The organism is Bacteroidota bacterium (genome assembly GCA_019637975.1).
GTDB lineage: Bacteria > Bacteroidota > Ignavibacteria > UBA10030 > UBA6906 > CAADGV01.
Genome location: JAHBUR010000056.1, coordinates 1 through 13,835, shown reverse-complemented (window position 1 = coordinate 13,835; position 13,835 = coordinate 1). Strand labels below are relative to the sequence as shown.

Genomic DNA, 13,835 nt, shown 5'->3' with positions numbered 1-13,835 from the left:
CACGCGTGCATTGTTTCAATTCCACTTTGGTTCGATTCAAACTGCCTTCACCAACTCGTCATTGTACAACTCTTCCTTCGTTTCAATTCCACTTTGGTTCGATTCAAACTTGCCGAATTACTGCAATTTATCAGCGACTTGAACAGGTTTCAATTCCACTTTGGTTCGATTCAAACGCGTTAAAAAACGCCCAAAATATGCGCCGCGAGGCGCTTTCCCTGTTCTACTGATCGTCTGCCTGTGATAGTGCAAAATTGCCGGTAGCCTGACGACTTGCTACAACATGGTCTCCGTTCCGGCCTTCTCCAGTCCCATCACCTCCTTTTCAAAGTCTTTGTCGCTGCGCATCTTGTAGAACAACACGGAGTCCTTCTCCGGCTTGATGTGTTTTCTCAATCCGGCCTGCATTTCTTTGAACTTTCCTTCGGTTAATTCTCCCTCGAACACACTATTCTGCACCCAATGCAGATAGCGTCGAAGGAATTTCAGGACCTTCGCCACCCGTTTTTCTTCAACATCGTACACGACTATCACGTACATTGGCTGCACATCCCGTTCGTTCTCCGTTCGCTTTTCTCCCGTACCATCGCACACAGGGGAGTATGCAGTTCCTGTATGTGTCGAATCACCACCATGCGCGGAATGCTTTGTATTCCTCGCCGCTGAGCAGATGGCTCACAAGTTTATATGCCTCAAGCCGAATCAATTGGCGATACGAGACGTTGCGCCCCAATGAGCGGTGCTTGATGGTTGTCTTCAGCCGCTCGTCGTATTCCTGCAACACGATCTTCCGACCGCTTTCCTCCAAGTAACAGAAGTTGAGTTCCTTGCGAAAGTGCTTCTCCTGGATTTGCTTGTTATTGACCAGCTTGAAGATCATTTTGTCGGCAAGGATTGGCTTGAAAATCTCGCTGATATCCAATGCCAAAGAAAACCGCCGCTCACCCGGACCGTGCAGGTAACTCACTGTCGGATCGAGGTGGGTGTGATAGATTTCGCTGAGCACCGTTGCATACACCAGGCCGTTCGCAAACGAGACCAGTGCATTGATGGCGTTGTTCGGCGGATGCTTGACACGTTTGTCGAGCGCAAAATCTTGTCCGAGAATTTCTCCCCAGCAGCGATAGTACCTTTCACGGATGTTCCCTTCCAGCCCCATGAGTTCGTTGGTTGTGTCAGTCCTTGGTATCGCAGCACGGAGTGTCTCGATTTCCCGGATTGCCGTGCTGAAGTCTATCAGCTTCTCGATGGAACCGCGGGAAGGATTGGAGTAGTATTGCAAATTCTTGAGAATATTGAACGAGGCGGCTTCGATAAACTCCCGCGCAATCAGCAGTCTTCGGTGCGTGTCGAGATATGCCCGTACCTGCTCAACAAGTGTGAAGCCGGAGGGCAAATACTCCCGCGGCACATAACTGCCGCTATAATGACCGTAATAGTTGAACAGGTGGAGAGCGATCTTCTGCTGCGAGAGGAAGTTGAAGAACTTTGTGTTGAAGTCGAGTTCGCCGAAGCAATAGAACGCCTCGATATCCTCCACAGGAATGGGCTTGCGCTGAACACGTCCCGTAATCGGATCGGCCTCGGTTTCTTCCGTGAAGCCGGCGAGAAGCTCTTCGTCAATTCCGGCGTCGCGCGGATGAAGGTCGCCTTCTGCGTTGTCGTTGCCCGGCTGAAGACGACTTTCGGCCGGGGTAACCGGCTCAAAATAGACGGTGTTCTGTTTCCGGCGCAGCCGCCCGGAGGACATGATGTAATAGGGACGTTTCATTCAAGGACTTCCAAGGACCACTCCCGAAACCGGGTAATGAGCTTCCAGAGCTGTTCGATATCCCCCCTCTCATAGATCTCTCCGCTGTATGAAACAGCGTTTTTATGGTCAATAATCCGACGGAGGTGTTGCATAGCCTTCTTGCTGTTCTCGTCAACAACAATAAGTTCGTCAAGCAACGCAATAGTATCGTGGTGATCGGCTCCCCGGCTTTTGACGCCGCCGATCTTAATGGCGATCGCGTCCGACCATGCTATGGCCGCATGCATAATCAACACACCTGCAGCGTTCCAATACTCGAACTCCCGGGCAAGAGCGGCTCCATCGAAAAAGTTCTGCGCCACCTTCCGGTAGTCGAGGCTTCTTGCGCGATCGACCGGGATGCGGCTCTTACTTCTTGCCACCGAGAACCTCCATCAATGATGCGCCCGCGATAACAACGCCCTCCTGCAGAATATCCCTCACGGGGGGGAGTTTCTTACCCGCCCTTCGGACAAATTCGCTCCGCGTAACAATAAAAGGGGCAAGCTTGACGCCAAACCGGCGATGAAGTTGCGGGGCGATTGCAGAGAGGCGCTCTTGTGCCTCAATGCTCTTGCGGTTGTTTTCCACAACGAGGCATACATCCAGATCGCTTTCGACGGTTTCCTCATGGCGCGCCACGCTTCCAAAAACAATCACACTCACGCAGTGTTTCCGGCACGCCGTTGCCACTTGCCGAAACAAGTCTTTCTGAAAACCGCGCTCTGCCGCCAGGAGGGGAAGCAACACCGTCTGGACAAGCACATGCTCCCCGTTAAGAGAGAAGAGATGATCCCTGCCGCCACGTAGCCGTTGCACAACGGCAAGCGATTCGAGAGCCGTAAGTGCGTCGAGGCACGTGCGATGGTGGATCCCCGCAAGACGCGCAATTTCCCTCCCCGTCAGGCCTTGCTTCGCATGCTGGAGCGGACGCACCACCGCGATGTGCGTCCACGATAACAACAGGTCATCCAAGGGATGATGCACAACCATTGATATTTCCCTTCATTCTATTGGATACAAACGTAGCCATATGGATACGATTGTATCCAATATATTTTCCCTTCTCCTGAGATGCAACGACACCACGACATTCATGTTGACACCCAGCAGAGGTCAAAGTAGCTGCACGTTTTGCAGAAACGCTTGTTGATACGATCGGGTATCTCGTTCTGCTTCAAGATCGTCCGGATGTTCTCCAGCGTTGCTGCGAGTTCGGTTTCCTTCTCCGGTGTCAACGTCACCTCGACTTTTTGTTTCAACTTAGGATAGTCGATTTCGCCCTTGATGCCCGTGACTCCTTTTTGCTTCAGATACCACAGATAGTATAACACTTGCCACGTATGTGCTTCCTCCATGCTGTCGGATTTCTTGACCTCGTGGATGATGCCCGATTTTCCGTCGATCCAATCTATCACAATGGCGCCGTCGATGTCGATGCTCTTGTCCTTCCGCTCGAAGCTCGATTCATCAATGAGCCTGCCGAGCAGCACCGTGTCCGACGTTTGCTCCATCTGCAGACCGCGCGAGAAGAGCCAGAGCTTCCTTTGACAAACAAAATAATAGTTAATGTGGGTACCGGTGATCGTCATCGCTGAAGGTTTCCTTCATCTTTGCTTGAACCTGGAGGAAGGAAACCTTCGCCCGAGCTGGGAGGAAGGAAACCTTCGTCCGAGGCAAACAGAGCACTCCGGAGCGCATCGATATCGGCCACACCTTGACGAACGAATTCGACGTAGCTGCCATGATGAAGGTTTCCTTGAACCTCGGACAGCACCTGATCAAGGAAACCTTCTGCCGAGGTAACATGCTCACGATAGTCCGACCACGGCCACTCTTCCGGCGACTTCGCCAACCGTGCGCGGACAGGGTTGAGGTGGATGTATCGCGCAACTTCCGCGATTCCTTCATAAGTCGGAATGAACGCATACCGGTACGGACCTTGCCACAAGTGCCCGACGTGCTTGTACTTCAGGTTGAACCGCTTTGCCGACGACGTGCCGAGTGCCTCCATCATTTTTGCTATTCCATCGTCGCGTGTCTGCTGTGCAAGCAGGTGATAGTGGTTTGGCATCAGAACATACGCCGCAATTGTCACGGCGTGGCGCGACGACGCTGCATTGAGCTTTGTGAGGAAAGCCCTGTAATCGGAGTCCTCATGGAAGACCCGTTGCTTGTTATTCCCTCGATTGTAGAGGTGGTAGAATTCGTTCGTTACTATGGGGTCAGGTCTGTCCATATCATATCGTTGCTGAAGGTTTCTTTCATCTATGGGCGTTCTCGGAAGAAGGAAACCTTCTACAGGAGCTTCTTCAATTCCCGCATATACCGTTCGTCGCTGTAGGGATGTCTGCCTCTGGAAATCTCGTAGAACTCCGTTGCAAAGACTCCCGCAATCTCATGGAGCGCGTCCAGACGGGGCAAACCTCTCTGTCGCAGCCGATTGTAGATATCGTTTATCCCCTCCGGCTCATCCGCAGTTAGCTGGTTTACAATCACTGCATCGAAGGCAATATGGACGAACGGGTTCTCATCGAGTTCCTGGTACTCATGCTCTTCAAGAAGTTCGGCAAACTCCCATGTGTTGTGCCATTCGTCATGTTGCTGCATCAGATCGGCGTAGATCTTCTCTTCGCCTTCAAGTGGCTCGTTGCGCTTCACCTTCTGCCAGATTTCAAATATCCGGCGTCGGAGTGCGCCTGCTGAACAACTGTCAGTGTTGGGGACTATGGTTTCCTCCTTGCAGAAGGTTTCCGTCATCTCGGCTTAACCTTAGGTGACGGAAACCTTCATCTCTGAAATTCCAGGCACGGACAGTACTCTTTGAGCGCACAGTCCGGTGCATACCCGGTGCAAAAGTCGAATGTGATACGCCCGTAGCTGACGGGTTCGAATTTCTCGTTCAACGTTCCTGTCGTCAGCCGATACTCGAGTGAAAGCGGCAGTGTGTCGGGCAGACTGATAGCTGCGTTCCATGACCAGAGCATTTCACGGAATGCTTTGCACACCCGCTTGAGGTCACGAGTGCTCAACTGTTCCGGCGGAGGAAAATCCTCGACCTTCAGTCCGCAGTAGTAGCCAAGCGTATGCTCAGGCTCGACGGTTGCGTAGCGTTCCGCTTCCTCCAACTCTTGCCAAAGTGAAACCGGAGAATGTTCCCGTTCACGCCCACCTTCGGGCCTGTGAACTGCCTTGATGTCCGTTAGCAAGTGTGGGAGGTATGGGTGCATAGACATTTCCTTGCTGAAGGTTTCCGTCGTCTGCGTTTGCTGAGAGGGACGGAAACCTTCAACTTAGGTTCTACTGGTTTTCGTAGTCGAACGCCAGCAACTCGTCCTTGATTCTATGTTCGGCCTGGTCGAGTGCCGAGGCAGTGCCTGTGACTCCCGGGACATAACCTTCACACGGCAAAGCGATGAACAAATCGGCCCCGACGGTGTCATCAATGACTGGGACTGCGCGTTGCTGCGCGGTTTCTTCCGCGAGTCTAGCACGAATTGCCGATGCAATCCTGTTGGCGTTGTTGCTCACGGCGATTGCAAGGGTTTCCATCAGACTGAATGTTCGTGATTGGTTGCTGGTGATACGCCAGTTGACGAGGCCGTGAGCAAGGGCTTTGATGATCTCGTTTCTCCGTTCTTTGGGACAGACCAAGCTGTTGCCGAAGACATTTTTTGAATCCTTCCATCCGGCTTTGCGTAACTCGGTTTCTATTTCATCAGTAATTTCTCGCTCATATTTGTTGAGTGAAACAGAAAACAGCGTGCGCAGGTCAATAGCAATATCGTAAACGAATAATCCGGCCGCACGAGTATTATCCTGAATGAAGTTGCTTCGTCGAAGCGATAGTTTCTTGTCTGCAAGAAATTTTGCAACCTCCTCGCGTTTGAGTTCGACGCCGTTATTCCACACTTTGACTGGATGTATATCGGGATTGCTGCTTCTATCGAAAGTCAGGTTCTCCTTCGCGACACTTGAAAGGAGGGGATGAAGAGCACGCATTGCGGAAATAGATAAGGGACTGCGACGCTTAACCGGTGTATCGCCTGCCTGTGCTTTCATCCAACCCCCAAGCAACTGATCGGTATATTTGGGATCGCAAGGCGACCATGGTTCTCCTTCACCAAGACCACCTTTCTCCTTTATTACTTTATTGAAAGTTATTGGTGCTTGGGATTCACCCAATAAGGCGAGTGTAGAATCCAAGACGGAGCGTTTCACCTGTTGTCCACTGGAATACGGAACAGGCTTTCCGAATTGGCTGTCATAGTAGGTTTTTTGTCCCTCCTGAACACAAAACACAGTATGTTCGGCATGACGAAGCCCGCGAAAGTATATGAATGCTGATTTCATTCTGTTTCTCCTCTATTTGGATTTCACATCGTTAGTTTGGCATTGCATATTTGAACCGCATGAGGGTAACAAAGAGCGGTACGTTATCGGCGGCAATCTCCGTCATCACTGTTTGAACGAGCAAATTGCACACCTCAGCAGTTGTTCGGTCAGTTTCCACAACCTCAGTCAAACGGTCAATCAATTCCTTACGATTGCGGGAAGCAAGCAATTCTTTGACCTGGTTGTTTCTGGTATTTGTTCCCTTCTTGCCCAACTGCTCAAACTGCCGAAGTGTGTCGGCAGCCTTTTGGGCTAAATCAAGTAGAGCTTTGTTGTTTAGCATAGCTACAATCCATGTAATGTAAATTGAATAGTTGATTATTGATTTCTCGTCCGACTTGAATTTCGGCTGTGCGTTTGAATTTGAACGTCCCGGCATAAACTTCCACAAGTCTTTGGGCTCAAATGATCTCAGACCTATCATGCTGAACCGTTCACACGCTGTCGAAAGGCCGTACTGCGATTCATAAATGTCCTGTAGATTCTTGTTCGATAGAGTCTTCGTCTTGCCAAAAAGGGAAATGTAAAAATCTGAGAGCTTTTTCACTTCGGGAAGGGCGAAACGGACGAAACCAATCGTTCGATTCATTTGACCAAAGCTGTACACATAAGCGTTAACTGTTTGCTTCGGGAGTGCTCTGGCAAGAGCAAACAGTACGCTCGTCCAAGCAGGTCGCTCCATTTGCGCCTCGCCACCTCTTGCTGGAACAATCGGGTGAAAGTCTGCTGCGGGTGATTTAGGTCTGAATTGTTCGTCGAATCTGTGCACTAACCAGATTCCGTTCCATGTCTCTACCTTGTTATCAATTCCTTTGTTTTCATCTACATACTTTCTGTACAAACTCCAGCCCTCGGCGATTGCCTTGAGCACCTCCGGTGAGTCTATCAAGATGTTAAGCCCTCCTGCGATTCCAACGCCAAAACCCGCTCCTATCCAAGAAGCATACATTTCTTCCTCGCCCAGCCCCAATGGCATGGTAGTCACTTGACCGGACGTTGTCGCAAAGTGATCCGCCGATGGGTAGCCCAAGGCAAAGCTCATTTCGGGGAAACCATCATCCGCTGCCAAATAGGCATCGATCTTTGATGCAATCTGAACCAAAGCCTTCTCTCTCTCTTTTGCCTTATGAGTTGTTTTCTGAGCGATCAGTTGAAATAGCGGTGTTCCCGCGGGACTTTGCAAGTATCTTGGATGGTCGAAGAACAAAGGAAAATGCTTCTTCTCGAAATATTCTTTCGCTCCAAGCTGTTTCTTCACTCCTTTGTTGTAGATATCCAGGAACTGCTTGCCAATGTGAGAAGTGTACATTCCTTCCTCCAGTCTATAGTACTGTTTCAATTTCTTTCCACTGCAACCCCATTGTTTCATCATACAAATCATCATGCACAACAATCGGTCGTGTCCCGTATTTCGACGTGCCAAAGTGAGTGAACCGCCGAAACTTTGCAGTTCTCGGAATCGGAATTTCAAGTCGTATCCGCTCTTCGGAATTCCCGCTTTCATATTGTTTCAAATCCGATTGGCGGACAGCCGTTGCCGATTCAATGTTCAGAGCTTCCATAAGAACGGACGACGGATAATGGCAAAGTTCCGTCAATTGAAACTCATCGTCCTGCCAAACCAAATGCGTATCAATAGGAACTCTTCCAACCCGCGGGAATACGGCATCGATCTTCTTCTGCAATACATTTTCCGGTAGTGGACCATTTTGTAGTTGTGCGTAACTTGCGACCAGAACTTCCCGATCGTAGGGCAAGCATTCACGGCTGTCTTTCGGTGGTTCTATCACATGAACTTCTTTAAGAACTCGGCGTTGGACTGATTCTGCAGTCCGTCGTCTGTTGACTCTTCCAAATCGTTGAATGAGGCTGTCAAGCGGAGCGCAGTCTGTCACCATCATGTCGAAGCTAATGTCAAGGCTTACTTCTACGACTTGAGTTGAAACGACAAGGCAAGCTCCCTCGACAGCATCGAATTGCTCCCGCAATTTCATCTCGTGCGAAGAGCGATCTTGCCTGCGAAACCTGCTGTGTAATAACATCTGAGGAACCGTAGGAAACAGTCGTTTGCAGCGTTCAAACCGCTGTTGTGCTGCATCAACTCTGTTGCACACGACAAGAACCTTCTTATTCTCGTCTAAAGCCTCTCGGATACTCTCTATCGTGCCATCGAATGATTGATGTTTGCAGATGATGTGCCGGTCAAACGTCGTTAACACGCCCTCAGACAACGAGACCGCGTAGGTTTTCTTCTTTCCGCCAAGCAGCTTCAGAATGCTCTTCTGTAAGATGGATGGCATCGTTGCGCTCCCGACATGGATGCGACACTCGAGTTTCGACAGAACCTTTATGATCTCCATGACCATTGATTGCGCAATTCCCGAATATGAATGAATCTCATCAAGTATTACATCGTTACCCATTATGTCGATGGCGATTGTTTCAAATCCCCGGGTTCCACAGATAAGTGATGCAAGTTGATGGGGAGTCAGTACCTTGACCGCAGCTCCTACTTTATCCTGCAAGACTTTCTCTTCGTAGGATTTTGCACTCTTGACTGTCAAAGCCGAGGCTGCATGGAGCACACGAATTTCCGTCTCCTCAGGAAGTTGTTCTCGAAAACGTTCGAACATTGCATTGATCGAGGCCTGAAACGGTAAAGTGTAGAATACGCGACCTTTACACCGACGCATAAGGAAATCCGTTTTCCCTGCGCCAGTAGGTGCCACTACAAGAGTGTGTTTCCTTGCATCATCGACTGAAATCAACGATAAGGGAAACAGTGGATTTGACCGCCTGCAAAAGGCTGAAAGATCAGGCGGAAGAAAAGTGTTTGTGACATGCCGTTCAGTTGTTTCATTCAACGCAGATGCAAAATGATCTGCGCCTACGAGCAAACCTTTCCACTTTGACCAAGCGAGTTGCTTGCCAGAACAATGGTCAACGACAAATCGAAAAGCTTCCAACGCCTCCTCTTTCGAGATTGCTCTTGTTGGTATTCCTAATTCTCTAAGAATGTGAATGGCGCTCGGCGACCATTCATCCCAACCTTCTACATGTCGCTCAAAGACGGCTTCACTCCCTTCCAGGTTGTCGAGGTCGAGGATTCCCTGCTCTCGTGCATCCTGGCGTATGGAACGATGGTGGGCAATGATCATGTCAACCAACGGAATCCATTCCTCATGACTGAACAACGGCAAAAAGAAGAGCGAAGCGATCTCATGCCGGAATGGGATTGAGAATTCATCCCTCACACTGTTTTGCAGTTTTCTCTGAAAGTAAGGATGAGCTTTTCCGATGTCGTGCAGGTAGCCTCCAAGACGAGCCATCCGATTATCCATGCTTGCCGCTTCTGCAATCCGTTCCGCGACTGCAGCAACCTGCTTCAAGTGGTTCAGCAGCGTTGTTCCGCCATTCTTCTCACTCTTTGCGAGCAGCTCACCGGCTTTCATTTGTCGCATTTCGAAGAGGATTACTTCCTACGATGTGCAAGCGACCATACATGGGCTTGCTCTTCTGAAATCTGTTGAAGCCGACGACAAATGATTGCTTTGTTTTTTCGAAAAGTAATTCGAAGCCGTCAAACCCCTTGTCATCGATGTCGAATTCGTCTTCTCTTATGCTCGCGATAAGTGAATCGTGTAACGGCAGTTCCGTCGGCAGCAGAACATCCTCATTTCGGCACAAACAAATGTGCTGTTCGACTGCACGTTGCGCATATGCTTCCTTTGAAAAGGCGAGAAAGAGAACAGGCTCAATGAGTAAGCCTCTGATCAATATGGAGCGGGGTCTCTTTACAACAGCAATACGCTGACGTTTGTTTACCGTCATGTCAATTCCGCGTGGCTGAGTTTGCTCTTGTTGTCTTGTTATTCCGACATAGCTTAATCTGTGGCGAACAATTCGCTTCGGGTAGTCTGTTTGTTCGAGCAATTCTGGAAAGAGCTTTTTTTCTATCCCTTCAATAATCGAGGGTGTGAGAAAATTCTGGCTGTAGGTTTCATTATCCCGAACTGCCGTCCACGGTTTTATGTACCCGAATGGTCCGGTGAACCTTGTTACATGAATCATGGTGTCCATTCCTTTCTTAACAGAGTGCTCCGAACCCGCTTCCTGTTGAATGACCAACTCCAACGTCCCAAACAAAAGACAATGTCTCCGGCGAACCTTTCACAATGACCGGACAAAGACTTGCTCTGTTGCGGATTCCTTTTATCATAACAAGTTTTGTCTTTGCCTTCTGATATGTTCTGTCAAACTCAACTTGTGCCGTCGGATCGCTTCTATTCGCCTGCTTCAGTTTGGTCTGGAGCGTTTGTGTAAGCAGCCGATTAACGTCGGCATCGTCGTAGGTAAGGTGCTTAATCGCCTTTCCATCAAATGTTCGGACCAGTACCGGAGTGGCAACGAGAAAACGCTGAGCACCATCGAAAGTTGGATTCTCTCGAATGTGAACATCCGTCACCCTCATTCCGCAGCAGACGTCGGGGTCTTCAAGTACTGCACTCAAAGTGCGTTTGCAGACATCAGGATCAAAAAAGCTGATAAACCACTTCGTCCCTCGGGAAAAGTTTAGCGAACCGTCACTCTGCTCGCCGAACGATAGCCAACTCATCGAATACAAACTCACCCCGTCGTGCAGCTCATTCCTTCCCAACCACTTATGCAGCGTGCCAATGAGGAAGTGCTGATAGTCCCATGGCACGGGCTCGGTATTTGGTGATAGTTCAAAATAGAGTCTCATGGTATCCTCCATGTGATTTCTGTTTCTCTCGTGTGCTGTGTTTGTTCAAGGGATCCTTTCCTCGTTGCGGTGCAAGGCAACCTTCACCTTGGATGATGCGTGGTTGAAGGTCGCCTTGTACTTTGATGAAGGTTTCCTTCTTCTGTGGTTGAGCTTGGAAGAAGGAAACCTTCCTCCAGGTGCCCCAACTGTAATTCGTCAACCCGGTAGGTTGCTGCCTGGCGACTGACGCCAAACTCTGCCCTCAACTCGCCGATGATATCCCGGCCATCTGCAAGACATCTGCTTTCAATCCTTGCACACTGCTCCATCGGCATAAGAAGCTCGGCCGCAAAAAGGTTGGCGCGGATTTCTGCAAATCTCGCCTTCTGCTCCCGGTGCAACTGCTCCACGAGTGCCTTCACCGGCGGCTCCACGTTTTGCCTTGCCGTCAGTTCGCCGCCGCCGTAAATATCGCCCGGACTGCAGCGGGCGGCAATCACCTGTTGCGTCTCCGCTGTCCGGTTTTCGGTGAACAGCGGCAGCGTGTTGCTTGCTTCATACTTCAGGTACACCGGCTCGTAATAGTCGTTGATGAAGTGGCCCAATTCGTGCGCAAGAGAAAACTTGCGGCGTTCTTCGCCGTCACCCCGCTCGATAAAGATCACTCCACCGCCCCGGTGTGCGTACAAAAAACCCGCAAGCGCCATGTAGCTATCCAGCGTTGACGTTGCGAGTTCTCCGCCCAAACCCTTGACAGCGCGGCTAATCTTGTGAATATCCAGGTCTGCCATCTCATGCACGGCTATGGGATACGTTTCGCTGATCATCACCGTGAGAGCATCAAGGGCAAGTGGGTAGCGAAAGAGGTCCGCATGTGTCCGCTGCACCTTGTTACGGAAGGTATCCACTGTTTTCTGTGCAATGCGGTGGCGTTGTTCGGGTTTCATGGCTTCTTCTTTCTTGCGGCGATGCGTGTCGGCCCGTGTTCGGTTTGTTCCATTTCATGGTAGCGCAGGCCGGTAATCAGCCATTGGCGCAGGGTAAGCGGCTTCAGATTGTATGCTGTACCGAAGAACTGCGCGACGGAAGGGACGGTCGCACTGGTCAGGGGCATCATCTCGGCAATCAACGCCTCCATCTGTTCAGGAGAAATCCCGAGTTTCTTTGAGGCCTCGCGAGTACTCAACTTTTCGGAATCGAGGAATTGCTTCAGAGCCTCGCCAACGGTGCATGTGGCGCTATCCAGGGGAGCGGGAGCGTACTCGGGTGCCTCTTCCGAAACAGAATCTGAGAGTTGCCGGAGGATATCGGGTTGATCCGGTTCGTTCGAAGGCGGGCGTTGCCCTGTGCGTAACAATGTTGAAAGGCTTTGAAGAAAAGCGGCATCATCCTGTTCGGTTGCATCAAAGAACTGCCGGGCGATTGTATGTCGTGACCGGGTTTTCATGGGCGGTACTTGCTTCGTAGTTTTGAACAGTGACGCTTCAGTTTTTTGACCATGTTACGGCATTGCGGCATGGTGATATTCAACCGTGCGGCAACCTCCTCATAGATGTGTTGAGAATCGGTTTGATCAGTCACTTCCTCGATTGCATTGAAGAGTCTTAACACATCGGAAGGCAGATGTCCTCTCAAGAACGAAATCAATGCTTGCTGTTCATCTGTATCACCTACCGGTTCAGCCGTGTTGTCGGGTGGATCATCCAGAAGCTCCGCTACATCGTACTTTTTTCTATCCCGCCCAAACTGTGGCAACAGATTGTGCTCGAGGATATACCAGACCCATTGCACAAGTTCGAGTCCACTCGATGGATTGAACGTCTCCAATCCGCGAGTCCACGCTTCGCTGACGATGTCCTCGACCGCGGATTGGGGAACACCATGCTTCCTCAGGAAGCCTTTCATCATGCCAGTCTGCCCGGGATACCGGAGGGCAAAATCGGCAGAGCGTACGTGTGATTCCGGTTTTGATATCATCGTGTCATACCATTTATATATGCGCGGTTAGAGGAAATTTGCCACGCCGCGGAAGGTTTCCTTCGTACAAGCTAAATCTATGACGAAGGAAACCTTCAACCCAGGTCTACACAGATTCCAGCATCCCGAAGCCAAGGCTATTCTTCTCCCCTAATCCCGACTCGTATGCGAGTGCCAGCAACTCCGGGTTTCCCTCTATCTTCAGCGGACACGTAAAGCCGATGATCTCGCTGGCATCTGTCCGACCTTCTTTGATGGTGATCTTCTGCGTGATGCGTCGTCCCTTTGCTTTCTGCCGCTCGATGTATGATTGGTCGAGCGTGCATCGAAACGCGGTATCGCCCCGCAGAAGGTTTCCTTGCCGAAGGTTTCCTTCCTCGCTGCTCGTCCCGCGCTGAAGGAAACCTTCACCCGCGCCTTCACCACCGCCGTAAAGGGATTTGTATTTGTTCAGAATATTCGTGCGTAACGCGTCCGGAAGCCGCTCGTCGTCTGGCCGCAGATAGTAGGGCTGCAGCTTGCCGTTGTGTTCGACCATAGTGGAGACGGTCGTCGGCGAAAGCATGGTAAATGTCATCCGGCGTTGCCAGTGCGGCTCGGGCATCGTCTCCACCTGCTCAACCAGAAAGCGATTCGCTTCCGATTCGATGAAGAGCTCCCGCTTCTCGAACATCCCTGTCACCAGATGTTGCAGCGATTGCTCAACAGGCATTGAGACGTACCACTCTACTTCCGGAGAAAGGAGGATCAGACGCGCCGCCTTGGTATCGACGCGAGATTCTCGCGGCAGAAGTCTGGAAAAACAGAAATGCTTGAAGCGTTTGGCGGTGCCTTCGGGAGAATATCCTTTGTTGTGCAGAAATGTCGAGTATTCCCGTGAGGATGTTTCGATCCATTTGTAGATCGCGGCAGAGAGGTAGTATGCATAGTTCAATCCAATGCCGG

At 50.5% G+C, this 13,835-nt stretch carries 18 protein-coding genes; 1 reads left to right on the top strand and 17 read right to left on the bottom strand.

Annotation, left to right across the window (positions count from 1 at the left end):
- Window positions 1-230 (top strand): hypothetical protein (locus KF749_18020; GenBank protein MBX2993053.1); only part of this gene is annotated, 230 nt, incomplete at its 5' end.
- Window positions 231-276: 46 nt separating this feature from the next.
- Here KF749_18020 and cas2 read toward each other — a convergent pair.
- The 17 genes from cas2 to cas6 (KF749_17935) form a co-directional block, all read right to left on the bottom strand.
- Window positions 277-540 (bottom strand): CRISPR-associated endonuclease Cas2, encoded by a 264-nt coding sequence (gene cas2 / locus KF749_18015; GenBank protein ID MBX2993052.1) that lies wholly within the window; start codon window positions 538-540, stop codon window positions 277-279.
- A gap of 85 nt (window positions 541-625) precedes the next feature.
- Window positions 626-1,771: a type I-B CRISPR-associated endonuclease Cas1 gene (gene cas1b / locus KF749_18010; protein ID MBX2993051.1), complete on the bottom strand. Its 1,146-nt coding sequence runs from the start codon at window positions 1,769-1,771 to the stop codon at window positions 626-628.
- Entirely contained in the window at window positions 1,768-2,175 is a 408-nt protein-coding gene (locus KF749_18005; GenBank protein ID MBX2993050.1) for a HEPN domain-containing protein, read from the bottom strand. Before KF749_18005 ends, cas1b begins: the two co-directional genes overlap by 4 nt.
- Window positions 2,162-2,785 (bottom strand): nucleotidyltransferase domain-containing protein, encoded by a 624-nt coding sequence (locus KF749_18000; GenBank protein MBX2993049.1) that lies wholly within the window; start codon window positions 2,783-2,785, stop codon window positions 2,162-2,164. Before KF749_18000 ends, KF749_18005 begins: the two co-directional genes overlap by 14 nt.
- Before the next feature lie 101 nt (window positions 2,786-2,886).
- Window positions 2,887-3,384 (bottom strand): CRISPR-associated protein Cas4, encoded by a 498-nt coding sequence (gene cas4 / locus KF749_17995; protein ID MBX2993048.1) that lies wholly within the window; start codon window positions 3,382-3,384, stop codon window positions 2,887-2,889.
- On the bottom strand, window positions 3,381-4,031 hold the full coding sequence (locus KF749_17990) for a transposase (GenBank protein ID MBX2993047.1): 651 nt from the start codon (window positions 4,029-4,031) through the stop codon (window positions 3,381-3,383). Before KF749_17990 ends, cas4 begins: the two co-directional genes overlap by 4 nt.
- A gap of 59 nt (window positions 4,032-4,090) precedes the next feature.
- Window positions 4,091-4,552: a DUF1841 family protein gene (locus KF749_17985; protein ID MBX2993046.1), complete on the bottom strand. Its 462-nt coding sequence runs from the start codon at window positions 4,550-4,552 to the stop codon at window positions 4,091-4,093.
- A gap of 29 nt (window positions 4,553-4,581) precedes the next feature.
- Window positions 4,582-5,022 carry a hypothetical protein gene (locus tag KF749_17980; GenBank protein MBX2993045.1) on the bottom strand — a complete coding sequence of 147 codons (441 nt, stop codon included), beginning with the start codon at window positions 5,020-5,022 and terminating at the stop codon, window positions 4,582-4,584.
- Between the two features lie 70 nt (window positions 5,023-5,092).
- Window positions 5,093-6,145, bottom strand: a complete 1,053-nt coding sequence (locus KF749_17975) for a CRISPR-associated protein Cas7 (GenBank protein ID MBX2993044.1) — start codon at window positions 6,143-6,145, stop codon at window positions 5,093-5,095.
- A 31-nt stretch (window positions 6,146-6,176) separates the two neighbouring features.
- Window positions 6,177-7,445, bottom strand: a complete 1,269-nt coding sequence (locus KF749_17970; GenBank protein ID MBX2993043.1) for a hypothetical protein — start codon at window positions 7,443-7,445, stop codon at window positions 6,177-6,179.
- Window positions 7,446-7,509: 64 nt separating this feature from the next.
- Window positions 7,510-9,648, bottom strand: coding sequence for a CRISPR-associated helicase Cas3' (gene cas3 / locus KF749_17965; protein MBX2993042.1), 2,139 nt, complete (start codon window positions 9,646-9,648; stop codon window positions 7,510-7,512).
- Window positions 9,626-10,258: a hypothetical protein gene (locus KF749_17960; GenBank protein ID MBX2993041.1), complete on the bottom strand. Its 633-nt coding sequence runs from the start codon at window positions 10,256-10,258 to the stop codon at window positions 9,626-9,628. Before KF749_17960 ends, cas3 begins: the two co-directional genes overlap by 23 nt.
- A gap of 16 nt (window positions 10,259-10,274) precedes the next feature.
- On the bottom strand, window positions 10,275-10,931 hold the full coding sequence (gene cas6 / locus KF749_17955) for a CRISPR-associated endoribonuclease Cas6 (protein MBX2993040.1): 657 nt from the start codon (window positions 10,929-10,931) through the stop codon (window positions 10,275-10,277).
- Window positions 10,932-11,014: 83 nt separating this feature from the next.
- Window positions 11,015-11,860, bottom strand: coding sequence for an ImmA/IrrE family metallo-endopeptidase (locus tag KF749_17950; GenBank protein ID MBX2993039.1), 846 nt, complete (start codon window positions 11,858-11,860; stop codon window positions 11,015-11,017).
- Complete coding sequence (locus tag KF749_17945) at window positions 11,857-12,360, bottom strand: helix-turn-helix transcriptional regulator (protein MBX2993038.1); 504 nt, start codon at window positions 12,358-12,360, stop codon at window positions 11,857-11,859. Before KF749_17945 ends, KF749_17950 begins: the two co-directional genes overlap by 4 nt.
- Entirely contained in the window at window positions 12,357-12,821 is a 465-nt protein-coding gene (locus KF749_17940; protein ID MBX2993037.1) for a sigma-70 family RNA polymerase sigma factor, read from the bottom strand. Before KF749_17940 ends, KF749_17945 begins: the two co-directional genes overlap by 4 nt.
- Window positions 12,822-12,996: 175 nt before the next feature.
- Window positions 12,997-13,835, bottom strand: an 839-nt coding sequence (cas6, locus tag KF749_17935) for a CRISPR-associated endoribonuclease Cas6 (protein ID MBX2993036.1), incomplete at its 5' end; no start/stop codon positions are given.

Excerpts from the sequence above, each read along its gene's own strand:
- cas2 (MBX2993052.1), bottom strand. The coding sequence starts at position 540 with ATGTACGTGATAGTCGTGTACGATGTTGAAGAAAAACGGGTGGCGAAG.
- cas1b (MBX2993051.1), bottom strand. The coding sequence starts at position 1,771 with ATGAAACGTCCCTATTACATCATGTCCTCCGGGCGGCTGCGCCGGAAA.
- KF749_18000 (MBX2993049.1), bottom strand. The coding sequence starts at position 2,785 with ATGGTTGTGCATCATCCCTTGGATGACCTGTTGTTATCGTGGACGCAC.
- cas4 (MBX2993048.1), bottom strand. The coding sequence starts at position 3,384 with ATGACGATCACCGGTACCCACATTAACTATTATTTTGTTTGTCAAAGG.
- KF749_17990 (MBX2993047.1), bottom strand. The coding sequence starts at position 4,031 with ATGGACAGACCTGACCCCATAGTAACGAACGAATTCTACCACCTCTAC.
- KF749_17985 (MBX2993046.1), bottom strand. The coding sequence starts at position 4,552 with ATGACGGAAACCTTCTGCAAGGAGGAAACCATAGTCCCCAACACTGAC.
- KF749_17980 (MBX2993045.1), bottom strand. The coding sequence starts at position 5,022 with ATGCACCCATACCTCCCACACTTGCTAACGGACATCAAGGCAGTTCAC.
- KF749_17975 (MBX2993044.1), bottom strand. The coding sequence starts at position 6,145 with ATGAAATCAGCATTCATATACTTTCGCGGGCTTCGTCATGCCGAACAT.
- cas3 (MBX2993042.1), bottom strand. The coding sequence starts at position 9,648 with ATGCGACAAATGAAAGCCGGTGAGCTGCTCGCAAAGAGTGAGAAGAAT.
- KF749_17960 (MBX2993041.1), bottom strand. The coding sequence starts at position 10,258 with ATGATTCATGTAACAAGGTTCACCGGACCATTCGGGTACATAAAACCG.
- cas6 (MBX2993040.1), bottom strand. The coding sequence starts at position 10,931 with ATGAGACTCTATTTTGAACTATCACCAAATACCGAGCCCGTGCCATGG.
- KF749_17950 (MBX2993039.1), bottom strand. The coding sequence starts at position 11,860 with ATGAAACCCGAACAACGCCACCGCATTGCACAGAAAACAGTGGATACC.
- KF749_17945 (MBX2993038.1), bottom strand. The coding sequence starts at position 12,360 with ATGAAAACCCGGTCACGACATACAATCGCCCGGCAGTTCTTTGATGCA.
- KF749_17940 (MBX2993037.1), bottom strand. The coding sequence starts at position 12,821 with ATGATGAAAGGCTTCCTGAGGAAGCATGGTGTTCCCCAATCCGCGGTC.